General features: G+C 67.2%; 13 protein-coding genes. 12 read left to right on the plus strand and 1 reads right to left on the minus strand.

Going from position 1 to position 17,024, the window contains the following annotated elements:
* The first annotated feature begins 4 nt into the window (after positions 1–4).
* From ACQR13_RS30050 to ACQR13_RS30090, 9 genes are all read left to right on the plus strand, one after another.
* Positions 5–931, plus strand: a complete 927-nt coding sequence (locus tag ACQR13_RS30050; RefSeq protein ID WP_315753025.1) for a carbohydrate ABC transporter permease — start codon at positions 5–7, stop codon at positions 929–931.
* Positions 932–943: 12 nt separating this feature from the next.
* A complete protein-coding gene (locus tag ACQR13_RS30055) occupies positions 944–1,801 on the plus strand; it encodes a carbohydrate ABC transporter permease (RefSeq protein WP_315718345.1) in 858 nt (285 codons plus the stop codon).
* A gap of 6 nt (positions 1,802–1,807) precedes the next feature.
* Positions 1,808–2,911, plus strand: coding sequence for an ABC transporter ATP-binding protein (locus ACQR13_RS30060; RefSeq protein WP_316202713.1), 1,104 nt, complete (start codon positions 1,808–1,810; stop codon positions 2,909–2,911).
* A gap of 15 nt (positions 2,912–2,926) precedes the next feature.
* A complete protein-coding gene (locus ACQR13_RS30065; protein ID WP_315718400.1) occupies positions 2,927–4,036 on the plus strand; it encodes an ABC transporter ATP-binding protein in 1,110 nt (369 codons plus the stop codon).
* A 2-nt stretch (positions 4,037–4,038) separates the two neighbouring features.
* Complete coding sequence (locus ACQR13_RS30070) at positions 4,039–5,619, plus strand: FGGY-family carbohydrate kinase (protein ID WP_316202712.1); 1,581 nt, start codon at positions 4,039–4,041, stop codon at positions 5,617–5,619.
* Positions 5,612–6,652, plus strand: coding sequence for a 2-hydroxyacid dehydrogenase (locus ACQR13_RS30075; protein WP_315718348.1), 1,041 nt, complete (start codon positions 5,612–5,614; stop codon positions 6,650–6,652). Before ACQR13_RS30070 ends, ACQR13_RS30075 begins: the two co-directional genes overlap by 8 nt.
* 18 nt (positions 6,653–6,670) lie before the next feature.
* A complete protein-coding gene (locus tag ACQR13_RS30080) occupies positions 6,671–7,417 on the plus strand; it encodes a class II aldolase/adducin family protein (protein WP_315827284.1) in 747 nt (248 codons plus the stop codon).
* Entirely contained in the window at positions 7,414–8,922 is a 1,509-nt protein-coding gene (locus tag ACQR13_RS30085) for a glycerol-3-phosphate dehydrogenase (RefSeq protein WP_316193092.1), read from the plus strand. Before ACQR13_RS30080 ends, ACQR13_RS30085 begins: the two co-directional genes overlap by 4 nt.
* 213 nt (positions 8,923–9,135) lie before the next feature.
* The gene (locus tag ACQR13_RS30090) at positions 9,136–11,724 is read left to right on the plus strand and encodes an ATP-binding protein (RefSeq protein ID WP_315753011.1); all 2,589 of its coding nucleotides are present in this window, start codon (positions 9,136–9,138) and stop codon (positions 11,722–11,724) included.
* Between the two features lie 1,102 nt (positions 11,725–12,826).
* On the opposite strand, the gene ACQR13_RS30095 is transcribed toward ACQR13_RS30090, so the two are convergent.
* A complete protein-coding gene (locus ACQR13_RS30095) occupies positions 12,827–13,492 on the minus strand; it encodes a helix-turn-helix domain-containing protein (protein WP_434844128.1) in 666 nt (221 codons plus the stop codon).
* 206 nt (positions 13,493–13,698) lie between these two features.
* Here ACQR13_RS30095 and ACQR13_RS30100 point away from each other — a divergent pair, with 206 nt between their 5' ends.
* Genes ACQR13_RS30100 through ACQR13_RS30110 form a run of 3 tightly spaced genes read left to right on the plus strand, consistent with a single transcriptional unit; the run spans position 13,699 to position 16,839 of the window.
* Positions 13,699–15,195, plus strand: coding sequence for an amidase (locus ACQR13_RS30100; protein ID WP_434844127.1), 1,497 nt, complete (start codon positions 13,699–13,701; stop codon positions 15,193–15,195).
* 39 nt (positions 15,196–15,234) lie between these two features.
* The gene (locus ACQR13_RS30105; RefSeq protein WP_316185685.1) at positions 15,235–15,585 is read left to right on the plus strand and encodes a RidA family protein; all 351 of its coding nucleotides are present in this window, start codon (positions 15,235–15,237) and stop codon (positions 15,583–15,585) included.
* Between the two features lie 15 nt (positions 15,586–15,600).
* A complete protein-coding gene (locus ACQR13_RS30110) occupies positions 15,601–16,839 on the plus strand; it encodes an NAD(P)/FAD-dependent oxidoreductase (RefSeq protein ID WP_315827301.1) in 1,239 nt (412 codons plus the stop codon).
* The last annotated feature ends 185 nt before the right edge of the window (positions 16,840–17,024 follow it).

The raw sequence follows: 17,024 nt of genomic DNA on the forward strand, positions 1-17,024 counted from the left end.
GAGCATGGCCCAACTTGTCGAGACCAAGGCGACGCCGCGCCGCACGAAACGCTGGCGCGGCCGGCTGCTGCCGTATTTGCTGAGCCTGCCGGCGCTGCTGGTCTGCATCGCCATCCTGGTGCCGTTCGTGACCGCTGCGGTCTATTCATTGCAGCGCTACCGGCTCAATCTGCCGTATCTGCGCGGCTTCATCGGCATCGACAACTATATCGACTTCCTGTCCGATCCGGCGTTCTGGAACACGCTGCGCATCTCGCTGGTCTATACCGCGGTGACCGTCATCGCCGAGCTGCTGCTCGGCCTTGGCATCGCGCTGCTGCTGCGACGTCCCACGCGCTTTCACAATGCCGTGTCGATCATGCTGCTGCTGCCGCTGATGACGGCGCCGGCGATCGCAGCCCTGATGTGGAAGCTGATGACCAATCCGAGCTTCGGCATCCTGTCCTATCTGGTCGGGCTGCTCGGCGTGCACGACTTCAAATGGGCATCCGATCCGTCGACCGCGCTGTTCACCGTCGTCCTGGTCGACGTCTGGGTCTACACGCCGTTCATCATGATCCTGCTCCTGGCTGGTCTGCGCTCGCTGCCGCGGCAGCCGTTCGAGGCGGCGGCGCTCGACGGCGTGCCGGCGAGCTTCGTCTTCTTCCGCATCACCCTGCCGATGCTCGCGCCCTACATCATCACCGCCTCGCTGTTCCGGCTGCTCGATTCGATCCAGCAGTTCGACATCGTCTACGCGATGACGCAAGGCGGCCCCGGCGACCGGCTGATGGTGTTCCAGGTCCAGGCCTATCTCGAGTTCTTCCAGTACACCAATGTCGGACGCTCGGCGGCGCTGCTGATGATCCTGTGGCTGATCACCAACATCCTGTCCAACATCTTCATCAAGAACTGGCTGCGGCTGCGCGCACGCGCCCACGGTCACGCCTGAGGGAGAGACATCATGGATCACTCCAGTCTGGCAGGGCGCATCTTCCGCGGCATCGCGCTGGCGTTGGTGCTTCTGTTCTTCATGTTTCCGATCGTCTGGATCCTCCTGATGTCGTTCCAGACCAATGAGCAGATCCTGCGCATCCCGCCGCGCATCCTGTTCGAGCCGACGTTCGCCAATTATGAGGCGCTGATCTCGGGCCAGCTCAAGACCGCCGCCGGCAATCTGCAGCTCACCTTCATGCGCAATCTGATGAACAGCTTCGTGCTGTCAAGCGCGTCGGTGATCCTGGCGCTGCTGCTCGGCGTCCCCGCGGCCTATGCGTTCGCGCGCTTCAAGTTCCGGCTCGGCGAGACCATCGCCTTCACGCTGCTGTCGTTCCGCTTCGCGCCGCCGCTCCTGGTGCTGCTTCCGCTGTCGCTGTACTACCAGCAGCTTGGCCTCAACGACACCTATTTTGGCATCGTCTGGGTCTACCAGCTGATCGCGCTGCCGCTGATCCTGTGGATCGTGCGCGGCTATTTCGAGGACATCAGTCCCGACATCGAGCACGCCTACCGGCTCGCGGGGCATTCCTGGCGCGAGGCGTTCACCCGCATTGCCGTGCCGCTGGCCGGGCCCGGCATCGCCGCAGCGGGCCTGCTGTCCTTCATCTTCTGCTGGAACAACTTCGTCTTTGCGCTGATCCTGGCCTCGGCCGACAAGCAGCCGGTAACGGTCGGCGCATTGGCCTTCGTGACGGCGTCCGGTATCCAATACGGCCAGATCGCCGCCGCGATCGTGCTGTCGGTCACCCCGACATTGCTGCTCGCGCTCTATGCGCAGCGCTATCTGGTCGAAGGTCTCTCGCTCGGTGCAGTGAAGGGTTGAGGATACATGGCGCGTCTCGAACTCCAATCGGTCGACAAGAGCTTCGGCGCCGCAAGCTGCGCCAAGGGCGTGTCGCTGACGGTCGAGCCCGGCGAGATCGTCGCGGTGTTCGGCCCGTCCGGCAGCGGCAAGACCGTGCTGCTGCGGATGATTGCCGGCATGTTCGAGCCTGACGGCGGCGACATCCTGGTCGGCGGCCGCTCGATCGTCGACGCGCCGCCGGAGCAGCGCGGCATCGGCATGGCGTTCCAGAATTTTGCCCTGTTTCCGCACATGAGCGCGCGCGACAACATCGCCAGCGGGCTGCGCGCGACGGGCGCGGCCGACATTGCGGCGAAGGTTGCGGCAATGAGTCGGCTGTTGAAGATCGAGCACGTGCTCGGCCACAAGCCTCGTGAACTGTCCAACGGCCAGAAGCAGCGCACCGCGCTGGCGCGCGCGCTGATCGGCAATCCCGGGGTGCTGCTGCTCGACGATCCCTTGCGCAACGTCGATGCCAAGCTGCGCTATGAGATGCGGTTGGAGCTGCCGAGCCTGCTGCGCAGGAGCTCTGCGGCGGTGCTTTACGTGACGCAGGACTATCGTGAGGCGATGGCAATCGCCGATCGCATTGCCGTGCTGATCAATGGCCACCTGGTGCAGGTGGCCCGTCCGGAGGAGATCTATGCGCGGCCGGCGTCGGTCGCCGTGGCCCGGCTGTTCGGCGATCCCAGCATCAATCTTGCCGAGGTCACGCCGGTGGCGGAGCAGGGGCGGCTGACCGCATCTGTTGCCGGGACGCTGATCCGGCTCGATGCGGACGGCGTGCCGTCCAATATGCGTGAGCGTTGCTGGCTTGGCGTCCGGCCCGACGATGTCGTGGTGACGCGTGATGGCGGCGAGGGTGTGATCCCGGCGCGGATCGTCGCGGTCACGCCGATCCACGAGCGCGCCGTGGTGCTGCTGCGCTTCGCCGACGGATCGGAGTGGCTGGCGGCGCAGGCGCCCGAGGCGCTGGAGGCGCATGCCGACGAGGACCTGTTCGTGCGGTTCGCGCCGGAAGCGGCGCTGCTGTTCGACCACGCCACGGGCGAGCGCATCGGCCTGGCGCCGCGGCGGCAGGCGGCGTGAGGATCGGGGATGGGCATGCTCGAAATCCGCAACGTCGACAAGGTCTATCACAGCCGGGGCAAGCCGCCGGTTCATGCCGTGCGCGCGCTCGATATGGAGGTGAAGGCCGGCGAGATCGTCGCGCTGCTCGGCTCTTCCGGCTGCGGCAAGACCTCGACGCTGCGCATGATCGCCGGCTTCGAGAGCGTGAGTTCGGGGTCGATCGCGCTGGCGCAGCGGACGATCCATGATCTGGCGCCGGCGAAGCGCAAGGTGGCGATGGCGTTCGAAGGCTATTCGTTGTACCCGCCGCTCACGGTGCGTGAGAACATTGCGTTCGCGCTGAAGGCGCGGCAATTGTCGCGCGCCGAGATTGCGCAACGCGTTGTCAGCATTGCCCGCCTGGTGGAGATAGAGGACATTCTCGATCATCATCCCCACGCGCTTTCCGGCGGACAGCAGCAGCGGGTGTCGCTGGCCCGAGCGCTGGTGCGTGATGCCGACCTCTATCTGCTCGACGAGCCGATGGGTCAACTGGAGCCGCAGCTGCGTGCCGTGCTGCGCGGCCGCATCAAGGGTCTGCTCGCCGAGCGCGGCATGACGGCGATCTTCGTCACCCATGACCAGACCGAGGCGAGCGCACTTGCCGATCGCATCGCCGTCATGGAAGACGGCGTGCTTCAGCAGTTCGCCAGCGAGCGGGAGCTGAAGAACCGCCCGGCCAATCTGTTCGTCGCGAGCTTCATTGGCGAGCCGCCGATGAACCTGATGGAGGCTGTGGTGACGCAGGAGGAAGGCGGGTTCCGCCTGTCTGTGGGCTCCGATGTTGCCTTTCACATCCCCGGGCAGACGTTGGACGCGGCGGGACAGCAGACGCTGGTGCGAGCCGATCGGATCAAGGTCGGCATCCGGCCGCAGCGGATCGCGATCGGCAGCGGCGAGGCGAGGCTGCGCGTGGTCTCCAACCAGTGGCTCGGCGATCAGTCGCATATTGCGGGCGAGTGCGCCGGTCATCTGCTGGTTGGCGTGACATCCAGCAAGGTCGCGGCGCGACCGGGCGACGTCGTGCCCTGCGCGCTGGAGTCACGCCATCTCCATATTTTCGGCGCCGACGGCGTTTGCGTCCGCCACGCGGAGGCGCGCTGAACATGACCTCGGCTGCGATCCGCAACGTGATCATCGGCATCGACGCCGGGACCTCGGTGATCAAGGCGGTGGCGTTTGCGCGGGATGGACGGCAGCTCGGGGATTTCGCGATTCCCAACAGCTACGCGACGTTGCCGGGCGGCCGCGTCGAGCAGGACATGGCGCGGACCTGGACCGACACCGTCGCGGCCTTGCGCGGCCTGGGCGGCACGCTGCCGGATCTGTCCCGTCGCGTCGCCGCGATCGCCGTGACCGGGCAGGGCGACGGCACCTGGCTGATCGATGCGGACGGCCATCCCGTCGCGCCCGCGCTGCTGTGGCTCGACTCGCGCGCGGCAGGGTTCGTCGAAGCCTTCCGCGGCGGCGAGCGCAATGCCGCGCACTATCAGCGCACCGGATCGGGGCTCAACGCTTGCCAGCAGGGGGCGCAACTGGCCTGGCTGCAGGCGCATGACGCAGAGATGCTGGGACGCGCGGGTACGGCGTTCCACTGCAAGGACTGGCTCTACTTCAAGCTGACCGGTGAGCGGGCCACGGACCCGTCCGAGGCGACGTTCTCCTGCGGCGACTTTCGCAAGCGCGGCTTCGACGGCGAGGCGGCGCGTCTCATCGGCATCGCTGGTTCCGCGCGCCTGTTTCCAGATGTCGTCGATGGTGTCACGACGACGCATGGCTTGACCGCGGCGGCCGCGGCGGAGACGGGCTTGCCCGAGGGCGTGCCGGTGTCGCTCGGCTATGTCGACGTGATCTGCAATGCGCTCGGTGGTGGGCTATATGATCCCACACCCGACGTCGGCTGCACCATCATCGGCTCGACCGGCATGCACATGCGGCTGGCGAACAGCGCCGACGCGGTCAAGCTGAATGCCGAGGCGACCGGCTATACGATGCCGTTCCCGGTGCCGGACCACTATGCCCAGATGCAGTCGACCATGGCTGCGACCTTGAACATCGACTGGTTGCTCGATGTCGCGCGAGGCGTGCTCGCCATGGAAGGCATCGCCCGGTCGCGCAATGATCTGATCCGGCGGCTGGACGAGCGCGTGCTCGCGGCGAAGGCGGGCGAGCTGCTCTATCATCCCTTCATCTCGGATGCTGGCGAGCGCGGACCATTCGTGTCCCACGAGGCGTCTGCGCAACTGGTCGGCCTGCGCACCCGTCACGGCTACTGGGATCTGATGCGCGCCGTGATGGAGGGACTGGCCTTCGCCGCACGCGACTGCTACGCGGCGATGGGACCGCTGCCGACGGAAATTCGCCTGACCGGAGGCGCGGCACGCAGCCGCGCGCTCGGCGCGATTCTTGGCGCGGCACTCGGCAGCACGATTCGAGTCTGCCGTCGCGAGGAAGCCGGCGCGTCGGGGGCGGCGATGATCGCCACGGTCGCGACCGGGCTCTACCCGGACATGATGATCTGCGCGGAGGAATGGGTGGGACCGTATCTGGATGAGCCGCAGGCGCCGGATGCGGCGCTGGCGGAGCGCTATGCGCAGCTGTTTCCGGCCTATGTCGAGGCCCGCCTCGCGGCGCGGCCGGTGTGGAAGCAGCTTGCGGCCCAGCGTGCAGGAGCCAATCATGTCTAGCTCCATCGCCATCATCGGCGACCGCTTCATGCTGCCCTCGGTGTTCGCCGAGCGCATCACCGCCATCTGCGGCGACGGCGTCGACATCCGCATGCTCGAACAGCCCTGGCCGGACGAGCCGATGGAGCATGGCTATGCCGGCTCCAAGCTCGATGGTCTCAAGGAGTTCATGGGCGATCCGGATGAGCTCGCCGAATTCATCGGCGAAGCGCCGCTGCTGGTGACGCATCTCGCGCCGATCTCGCGCGCGATGCTGCAGCGGCTGCCAAGGCTCAAGTTCATCGCGGTGTCGCGCGGCGGTCCGGTCAATGTCGACATGCAGGCGGCGCGCGATCATGGCGTGCTGGTCGTCAACACGCCCGGACGAAATGCCAGCGCGGTGGCGGAGTTCACCATCGGCGCGATGCTCGCGGAGACCCGTCTGATCAGGAGCGGTCACGAGTCGATGCGGGGCGGGGAGTGGCGCGGCGATCTTTATCGCGCCGACCGGACCGGACGCGAGCTCGGGGAGATGACCGTCGGCATCGTCGGCTATGGCGCGATCGGCACGCGCGTCGTGAAGCTGCTCAAGGCGTTCGGCTGCAGGATCCTTGTGACCGACCCTTACGTCCAGCTCAGCGCACAGGACCGCAACGACGGTGTCGAGCACGTCGCGCTTGCCGATCTTCTGGCGCGCGCCGACGTCATCAGCCTGCATGCCCGCGTGACGCCGGAGACCACCGGCTTCATCGATCGCGAGGCGCTGGCGAAGATCAAGCCGGGGGCGATCCTGATCAACACCGCGCGCGGTCCGCTGGTCGACTACAAGGCGCTGTTCGAGGTGCTCAGCTCGGGACGGTTGGCCGGCGCGATGCTCGACACCTTTGCGGTCGAGCCGGTGCCGCCGGACTGGCCGCTGTTGCAGCTCCCGAATGTCACGCTGACGCCGCACATCGCCGGCGCATCCGTGCGCACCGTCACCTTTGCCGCCGACCAGGCGGCCGAAGAGGTTCGCCGCTATCTGGCCGGCGAGCCGCCGCTCAATCCCTGCTGACGACGAAAGGTTTTCGACATGAATCGCGAGGAACGGCTGATCCGCGAGAACATCATCGCCAAATGCCGATGGATGAATGCGTCGGGGCTGAACCAGGGCACTTCGGGCAACATTTCCGCCCGCTACAAGGACCGCATGCTGATCACGCCCTCGGCGACGCCCTATGACTCGATGAAGCCGGAGATGATCGCCTCGATGCCGCTCGAGGGTGAATACGGTTCCTGGGAGGGGCCGTTGAAGCCCTCGACGGAATGGCGCTTTCATCTCGACATCATGCGCGGCCGTCCGGATGTCGGCGGCGTCGTTCACACGCATTCCACCTATGCCACCGTGCTCGCCATCGCGCGCAAGCCGATCCCGGCCTGCCACTACATGATGGCGGCGTTCGGCGGCACCGACATCCGCTGCGCCGGCTATGCGCGGTTCGGCACGGCCGAATTGTCCGAGCTTGCGCTGGAGGCGCTGGAAGGCCGCAACGGCTGCCTGCTGGCCAATCACGGCATGATCGCGGTCGGCGCCAATCTCGACAAGGCGATGTGGCTTGCGGTCGAGCTCGAGACCATCGCGAAGCAGTACTACCTGTCGCTCGCCCTCGGCCAGCCGCACATTCTGGGTGACGCCGAGATCGCCGAGACGGCGCAGGGCTTTTCGACCTATGGTCTGCAGGAGCCGAAGGCGAAAGCGGCAAAGCCGGCCAAGGCTGCGACGAAGGCGCGTGCCGCTGCGCGCAGCAAGCCAGAGAAGAAGCGCAGCAGCAAGCGATGAATGCGACGGTCTCACGCAGCGGAACCGATCACGGTCTGTTGGACCTCGCCGTGATCGGCGGCGGCATCAATGGCGCTGGTATCGCCCGAGATGCCGCCGGCCGCGGCCTGAAGGTGCTGCTGTGCGAGAAGGACGATTTTGCGCAAGGCACCTCGTCGCGATCGGGCAAGCTGATCCATGGCGGCTTGCGCTATCTGGAGTACTACGAATTCCGCCTGGTGCGCGAAGCGCTGATCGAGCGCGAGGTGCTGTTGGCCTCGGCGCCGCACATCATCTGGCCGATGCGCTTCGTGCTGCCGCACTCGCCGGAGCAGCGTCCCGCCTGGCTGGTGCGCACAGGGCTGTTCCTCTACGACCATCTCGGCGGCCGCAAGCAGCTGCCGGCGAGCCGCAACGTCGATCTCGCGCACGAGCCGGAGGGCGCGCCGCTGCGCCCCGAGTTCCGGCGCGGCTTCGAATATTCGGACTGCTGGGTCGACGATGCCCGGCTGGTGATCCTCAATCTCGTCGATGCCGCGCACAAGGGAGCCATCATCCTGCCGCGCACCCGCGCCGTGAGCGCACGGCGTGAGGGTGATGCCTGGCGGCTGGAGATGCGCTCCGAAGACGGCGAGGTTCAGATCGTCCGAACGAAGGCGCTGGTGAATGCCGCAGGTCCCTGGGTGCAGGACGTGGTGCAGGGTGTCGCCGGGCTCAACTCCGCGCACAATGTGCGGCTCGTCAAAGGCAGTCATCTCGTGGTGCCAAAATTCTGGAGCGGATCGCAGGCCTATCTGCTGCAGAACACCGACCGCCGCGTGATCTTCGTCAATCCCTATGAGACCGACCTGGCGCTGATCGGGACCACCGACATCGTGCATGACGGCCGCGCAGACGACGTCGCTGTCGATGGTGCCGAGATCGACTATCTGCTCACGGTGCTCAAGCGCTATTTCCGGGCCGCGCCGGGCAAGGGGGATATCATTCACGCCTTCTCCGGGGTGCGGCCGCTCTACGATGACAACGCCGACAATCCGTCGGCGGTGACGCGCGACTACGTGTTCGAGGTGCATGGTGCGCCCGGACAGCCGCCGTTGCTGTCGATCTTCGGCGGCAAGATCACGACGTTTCGCCGGCTCGCCGAGCAGGCAATGGAACGTCTCGCGCCGTGGTTTCCGCAGATGGCGCCGGCATGGACGGCGGGCGCGCGTCTTCCGGGCGGCGATTTCGGCGTGCCGTTCGATCAGTTCCTCGCCGATCTCGCAGGCGCCTATCCGGGATTGCCGCGCGATGTAGTGGCGCACTATGCGCGGCGCTACGGCACCCGTGCGCGCGATCTGCTCGGAGCGTCCCGCAACGTCGGCGATCTCGGCCGCCATTTCGGTGCCTCGTTCTATGAGCGCGAGCTCGTTTTCCTGCGCGAGCAGGAGTGGGCCGTCACGGCCGCCGACGTCCTCGACCGGCGCACCAAGCATGGCCTGCATCTGAGCCGCGCCGAGCGCGAGGCGTTCGAGCACCAGCTTTGATCGCGTCTTGACGCCTCGAGCCCCTCCGCGACCGCCGCAGCACTTGGCGGGTGCCGATGACACGCCCCGGCAAACCGTGCTATCGAGCGCCCGCGATATGGATCGCGACGCGCCAGGAGACGCGGAATTCGGCACAATCCGGACCTTCGCCGATGCCCCCTGCGCCGATCGATTCACAATCAAACCGCCCGACGACCTCCTGAATTCGACGCCATGCCGGACCAGATCAAAGCGAGAGCCGACCATCGGCGCGGTCCGCGGCAGGAAGGCATCGTCGACGCCTGGACGAGGTTCGCGTCCGGCTCCTGGATGGACCGGCGCTGGACCCCGTGGATCATCGTGCTGAGTGGCCTCGTGCTGGCGCTGCTGTGTGATGCCTTCGTGGCCCACATGCTTTCCGTCAACTATCGGGAGACCTATCGGACCACCGAGGCCGCCAACGGAGATCTCGCCCGCGCGCTCGAAGAATACATGTTGCGCAACATCCAGGGCGTCGACGTGCTCTTGAACACGACGATCGACAGTCTCAAGCAGGACCCATCGCTGCTCACCGCCGGCAATCCGGCCCTGATCGGCGAGTTGAAGCGCAGGGTGGTGCCGTACCCCGCCGCGGGCGGCATCGTCGTGCTGGACGCGGACGGCAATCTGCTCGGCGACAGCGCCGGCAACGGAGTTCCCGGCCGTGAGAACAATTTCGCCGATCGGGCCTATTACAAGGTCCAGCGCGATGACCCCGGCCGCGGTCTCTTCATCGACGTGCCGGTGGCCTCGCGCGTGAACAGGGGTCGGTTCATCGCGGTCAGCCGCGCCTTGATGATGCCGGACGGACGATTTGCCGGCGTGATCGTCGTGGCGGTGGACTACGAGAATCTGCGGCAGTTCTTCCTGTCGCTGAACGTGGGGCAGCGCGGAACGGTGACGCTCTATCGTGACGACGGCACGATCCTGCTGCGCTCGCCGCATGCCGACGATTTCGCCGGCCGCAACGTCGGGTCCAATCGCCTGTTCAGCCTCTATCTCCCGCAGGCGCCTCACGGCAGCTTCGAGGGCAGCGGCATGACGGACGGGACGTCGCGGAGCATCAGCTATCGGCGTGTCGCCGGCCTGCCGCTGGTGGTGACCGTGGCGCGCGACCCGGTCGAGTATCTGGCCGGCTGGAAGAACAATGCGCTGTACTACAGCGCCATCGCCGCCGGCCTCAATCTGCTGATCGCCGGATTCGGCCTCGTCCTGGCGCGGCAATGGCGGCTGCGCGCGGCCTCCGAGCAGGCGCTGCGCGACAGTTTCGAGCAGCACCTGCTGGTCACGGAGAACGTGCCCGCGCTGATCGTCCAGGTCGGCGCCGATGGTGACATCCGCTATGCCAACCGTGTCGCGCGCGAATGGTATGCGCAGCCGTCCAGCGGGGTCGGTCGCAGCCGGCGGATCGACGACTACATCGACCCCGCGCGGCGAGACGAGGTGAGGCCGAAGATCGAGGCCGCGCTGGCCGGCCGAACCGCGGGCGGTGAGGAGAAGATCGCGTTTCCCGACGGCCGTGAACGCTGGTGCGAGACCATTCGCGTGCCGGATCGCAGCCAGGACGGCACGGTGCGCGGCTATTTCGTGCTGTCGGTCGACATCACCGAGCGCAAGCGCATCGAGGACGAACTGCGTCAGGCGCAGAAGATGGAGGCCATCGGCCAGTTGGCGGGAGGCATCGCGCACGACTCCAACAACATGCTGGCGGCGACGCTCGGCAATCTCGATCTGCTGCTCGACGCGCTCACGCCCGGCGAAAGCTCCCGTCGCAGCATGGTCGAGCGGGCGATCGAGGCGGCGGAGCGGGTCGCCGATCTCAACCGCCGGCTGCTCGCCTTCGCCCGCAAGCAGGCGCTGCAGCCGCAGGTCACCGACGTGAACCAGCTCGTCAACGGCATGACGACCATCCTGCAGCGGACGCTCGGCGAGAACATCGAGATCGAATTGGCGCAGGACCCGATGCTGTGGCACTGCCTGATCGATCCGACGCAATTGCAGAACGCGCTGCTCAATTTGGCGCTCAATGCGCGGGACGCGATGGACGGCGGCGGGCGCCTGACGATCGCGACGACGAATGCCGTGCTCGACCAGCCGCTCGACGACGGCGACGAGCGCATCATGCCCGGCGACTACGTGACGATCGCGGTGTCGGACCTGGGGGCCGGCATGCCGCCCGAGATCGCGCGCCGCGCCTTCGAGCCGTTTTTCACCACCAAGGAATTCGGCAAGGGCAGCGGCCTCGGCCTCAGCATGGTCTATGGCTTTGCGCGGCAATCGGGCGGCACGGTGCTGATCGACAGCCGGGTGGCGGAAGGCACCTGCGTCACGCTGTATCTGCCGAGCGCGGGGCCGGGCGCCACGGGCCGCGCGCGCGCCGGTGCGGCGCGGCTGGCGCGGCCGCAGACCGGCGAGCGGATCCTGGTGGTCGAGGACAATCCGCTGGTCGGCGCGATGGCATCGACCATGCTGACGTCGATGGGCTACAGCCCGGTCGTCGTCACCCATGCGGCAGCCGCGATCGCCGCGCTGGAGCGGTCGGACCCGTTCGCGCTGCTGCTGACCGACATTCTGCTGCCGGATGCCATGACCGGCATCGACCTGGCGCGCGAGGTGCGCCGCCGATGGCCTGAGCTGCCGATCGTCTTCATGTCCGGCTTCGCCGACCCCTCGCTGGTGCCGGAAGATTTCCGCGCGACGAGCAGGCTGCTCGCCAAGCCGTTCCGGCTCGGCCAATTGTCGGAGGCGATCGTCTCGGCCCTGGCCGGCAGGAAGGCGACGTGAGCCCGCGGGCGATCATGCGGTGAGCGATCCCGTGTTCGCCCCGATCGACAGCACCGTCCGGACAAGTCCTTTCCGCCTCGCGGCGCGCAGGGCGTCCGAGCTGTGCCGGTCGTTTCGCCCTCTCGACGACGAGGGCGCGGGGAATGCCGGGTGCTGGCCGCACCCATGGCCCGCCTGCGAACAAGAATGCAGGCGGCAGGAACCACAGGTTCAGCCGAGACATCCCGGCATTCCCCGCGCGATGGTTTTCCGGCTTATACGTCCTCTCCCCGGGGACCGGCTGTCTTGCCCCCGTCACCCGCGCAACGCGAACGCGTTGTCGCGAGCTTGGCCTCAGCATCGGGAGGCCAGGACCCTACGATTTCGCCGGCGCAACGGCTTCGTTCGTCCGCATGACCTTCGTCATGCTGCGAACCGCTGCGCCCACCGCATCCCACCCCGCGTGCCGTGACGATCGCGATACGCCCCTCGTGCCGAGGCGGGACGGCTGCACTCAATCACGATTTCTGAAAATGAGAAAGCAGGATATTTTCGCCGGACGGACTGGACAGGCGTGATGTGCTTGAGGCGTCTCGTGAAATGAGAATCTCCGCGCATCGACCTTGGCCCATGATTGGGGGCCCAGGCCGTGGGGAGGCAAGGGCCGAGTCGCCCGTCGGGTCGGGACTTGGGCTTGAGACAGTCGTCCATCGGATGATTGCAGCGCTTCGGAGGTCGGGTCCGTCAGTATATCGAGATCGGTATATCGAGATCGGTATATCGAGACGAGACGAGCGCGTTCTACGTGCGGGTCGATGTCGAGCCGGGCGCTGACAAGGCGCGCATCAGTCGCTTGTTGAAAGAGATCGGCGCGCCGGTTGTGGTCCGAACGGTTTCTGGCAGACTCGTGAGCCACTAGCGATCGTTTGGACCCAATGACAGGTCCCGCGAACGAGCCGGTGCCGACCGGCTTAGTAGCTGTGGTCTTTCGCACCTCCGCTGCTCGGTGGGAGTGGAGAAGCATCAGCCGTCTGTCGTGAGCTTGCGGAAGTCGCTCTGCTGCTGAGGGCACTTTCAGTTGTGGGCCCCAGCGAGTGCGCTGGGTTACGCCGGAGGCTTCACCTCACTCCACCGCATCCTTCCTCGCAATCCGGTGCAGCTGCTCGAACAGATCGGCCTGCTCACTGGTGCAGAGACACACGCCCTGCGCGGAGTCGGCATCGCCGGCGTTGAGGTAGGCGTGGCCCATGGTGCTGTCGAGATACATGCCGTCGCCCTCGTGCAGGATCTCCGGGGCGTAGAATTCGGTGTGCACGGCGATGGTGCCGCGGGTGACGAGGAAATACTCCTCGCCGCTGTGGCGGAGCAGGGGGCCGAACTCCTCGAGCGTGCGGGCGCGCACCTCGGCGATCATCGGCACCATGCGCTTTCCGATCAGGTCGGTGCATTGATAGGTGTAGGTGTAGAACCTGGTGTTGACAATCTGGCCCTGGCCGGCGCGGCTGACGCTGCGGCGGGCGGTCACCGGGCGACCCGCCTCGGGGCGCGTCGTCGTCGGGCTGAATAGCTCGGCGATGTCCATCTGCAGGCCCGAGGTGAGCTGCAGCAGCTTGTCGTAGGTCAGCGACATCAGGCCGTTCTCGACCTTGGACAGCGTTGACAGCGCCATGCCGGTCTTTTCGGCGACCTGCTTCAGGGTCAGGCCGCGCGCCTGCCGGGCCGCCTTCAGGCACTGGCCGAGCTGGGAGTGGGGGCCTTCGGTCGGCGCGCTGATGGCGGTGTCTGTCAAAGCGATCTCCGGAAAATCCGTTAGCGGATCAGGCGTGTCGAGAGCCGAGCAGCCCGGACAATCTCGGCCCATAGAGCAGGAAATTCAATCGGGTGCTCCAATGTCCGAAGGTCATGCGTGGACAGCGGTGGAACAATGCGTTTTCGGGTCGTGCATTCGATTTCCTATATGCTAAATAGTTTTCCGAAACGGAAAAGAGAAGCCCCGTGGAATCGATTTGCGACAAGACGGCCGTCGAGCTGGTCAAGCTGCTGAAAACAAAGGCGATCTCGCCCGTCGCGCTGCTCGACTCGTTCCTGGAGCGGATTGCGGCGGTGAACCCGGCCGTCAACGCGGTGGTGACTCTGGACGAGGCGGCCGCCCGCGCGGCGGCCGAGGTCGCCGAGGCCGAGATCGTGAGGGGCGAGGACCGGGGGGCGCTGCACGGCCTGCCGGTGCTGATCAAGGATACCCAGGACACCGCCGGGATGCGCTCCACCTATGGCAGCCCGATCCTGGCCGACAACGTGCCGGCCGTCGACCAGGCCTCGGTGGGCCGGCTGCGCGCCGCCGGCGCAATCATCTTCGGCAAGACCAACACGCCGGAATGGGCGGCGGGCGGCAACACCCGCAATCCCGTGTTCGGCGCCACCGGCAACCCGTTCGATCCCGCGCGCTCGGCCGCCGGCTCCTCCGGCGGCTCGGCGGTCGCGCTCGCCTGCGGCATGGCCCCGCTGGCCTCCGGCTCGGACACCGGCGGCAGCTTGCGCAATCCGGCCGGCTTCTCCGGCATCGTCGGCATGCGCCCCTCCTACGGCCTCGTCGCCAGCGAGAAGCGCGCCCATGGCTGGTCGTGCCTGTCGACCGACGGGCCGATGGCGCGCGATGTCGCCGACACCGCGCTGATGCTGTCGGTGATGGCGAGCGACGATGCGCGCGATCCGCTCGCCTACACCCTGCCGGGCGAGGCCGTGCGCGGCGCGCCGTCGCGCTGGGCCGTGCCGCCGGCGGTCGAACTCAACAAGCTCAGGCTCGCCTTCACCGAGGATTTCGGCTTTGCGCCGACCGAACAACTGATCCGCCGCGCCTTCCGCGCGCGGGTGTCGCGCATCGCGCCGCTGTTTGCTGGCGCGCAGGAGGGCGCGCCGGATTGCAGCGGCGCCGACGAGACCTTTGCGGTGCTGCGTGCCTCGCTGTTCCTCACCCAGCACGGCAAGAATTATCGCGAGCGGCCCGACATGCTCGGGCCGAACGTACGCGCCAATGTCGAGGAGGGGCTCGGCTACAGCCTCGAGGATTTTTCGCGTGCGAGCGCCAACCAGACCCGCATCTATCGCGCCTATCAGGGCTTCTTCGCACGCCACGACGTGCTGATCAGCCCGACCATCACCTTGAGCCCGCGGCCGTGGGCGGAGCTGTATCCGGCGGAGATCGACGGCGTGCCGACGCGGTCGTACTTCCACTGGCTGGCGCTCGCCTACGCGGTGACCCTGGCCGGGCATCCTGCGCTGAGCCTGCCGCTCGGCCTCGACGACAACGGCCTGCCGTTCGGCCTGCAGATCGTCGGTCCCCGCGGCGGCGACGCGCTGGTGCTCGGCGTTGCCGCGGCGCTGGAGGCCGCGTTCGCCGATGATGCCGAGCTGCGCCGTCCCCGGCCGGATCTCGAAAGGCTCGCGTCGCTGCCGCCGCTGGCGCAGACGCCCGGCTTCATGGCGTGGGATTGAGGCGGCACTCATGATCACTACATCATGGAGCGACTAACGATGTCCGACGCCCCCTCATGGCCGTTCTCGCTGGTGCGCCGCGCCGGCGGCCTGGTGTTCCTGTCCGGCGAGATTCCGGTCGCCGATGACGGCAGCATCCCCGAGGGCATCGCGGCGCAGACCGACCTCGTCTTCAAGCACATCGCGGAAACGCTGGCGGGCGAGGGGCTGAGGTTCGACGACATCGTGTCCTGCATGGTGCACCTCGCCGACAAGGCGGATTTCGCCGCCTACAACGAGGCCTATCGCAGGCACTTCAAGGACCCGATGCCGGTCCGCACCACGGTGCAGGCGCAGATGATCGCGGATGTGAAGATCGAGGTCACCGTCGTCGCGGCGGCGCGGACCTGAGCAGGAGTGATGACGATGCAAAGCGCGATCGTTCTCGGTGGCGGCATGGTCGGCGTCGGCACGGCGCTGCACCTGCAGAGCCGTGGCTGGTCAGTGGCGCTGGTCGACCGCAGGGAGCCTGGACGCGAGACCAGCTACGGCAATGCCGGCATCATCCAGAGCGAGGCCGTCAGGCCCTACGCGATGCCCTATGATATCGCCGGCGTGCTCGACATCGCGCTCGCGCGCACCAACGACGTGCACTACAGCCTCGCGGCGCTGCCCTATCACGTGCGGCCGCTGCTGCAATACTGGTGGAATTCGTTCCCGGCGCGCCACGAGGTGCTGACGCGCACCTATGCGCAACTGATCGCGCGCGCCGCGCCCGAGCACGAGCCGCTGATCCTCGCGGCCGGGGCCGGCAACCTCGTGCGCCGCGACGGCTTTCGCGTGCTGCACCGGACGCAGGCGCAGTTCGACAAGGAGGCGAGGGAGGCCGAAGCCGTCGGCAAGGCGTTCGGCGTCAAGTTCAAGCTGCTCAGCGCCCAGCAGCTGAAGCAGGCCGAGCCCGCGCTGATCGACAGCGGCATCGGCGGCCTGCACTGGCAGGAGCCGTGGACCGTGTCGGATCCCGGCAGCCTGGTCGCCTCCTATGCCGAGCTGTTCACGCGCCGCGGCGGCAAGCTGCTGCGCGGCGATGCGACCACGCTGGCGCAGGCGGGCAGCGGCTGGGCCGTCACCACCGCGGAGGGACGCATCGAGGCCGAGGCCGTGGTGGTCGCGCTCGGGCCGTGGTCGCCGGAGTTCCTGACGCGGTTCGGCTACGACATCCCGATGGTGCGCAAGCGCGGTTATCACCGTCACTACACCGGCGGCGCGCCGCTCGATTTGCCGCTGCGCGATGCGGCGCGCGGCTATCTGATGAACCCGATGGCGCTCGGCGTGCGCATCACGACCGGTGCCGAGCTGTCATCCCCGAATGCGAAATCGACCCCGGTTCAGCTCGGCAAGGCCGAGGCTGCCGCGCGCCAGCTCATCGATCTCGGCAAGCCGGTCGAGCCCGAGCCGTGGATCGGCACGCGGCCGTGCATGCCCGACATGCTGCCGGTCGTCGGCCAGGCGGCGCGTCACAAGGGCATGTGGCTGCATTTCGGCCACGGCCACCAGGGCTTCACGCTGGGGCCTGCGACGGGACGCATCCTCGCCGAGCTGATGAGCGGCGAAGCGCCGAGCGTCGACGTCGCCGCCTGCGCACCGGCGCGTTTCGGCGCATAGCTGCGAGCGCCGTTGCAGCCCTGCAATTGCAGGCTGCAGCGGCGCCCGCCGGGCAGTCCCTTGTTTACCAAGCGTGGCTGTTCTGGGCCGTTCTGGCCCTGCAAAATTTCCACTTCACGAATTCGCAAGCCCGCTCTCCTAGGGTGACGCCGGTTGGACCAGGACGCGGGGGCGAAACGCGTTTC

The sequence above is a fragment of the Bradyrhizobium sp. HKCCYLRH3059 genome (genome assembly GCF_051168035.1).
Taxonomy (GTDB): Bacteria; Pseudomonadota; Alphaproteobacteria; order Rhizobiales; family Xanthobacteraceae; genus Bradyrhizobium.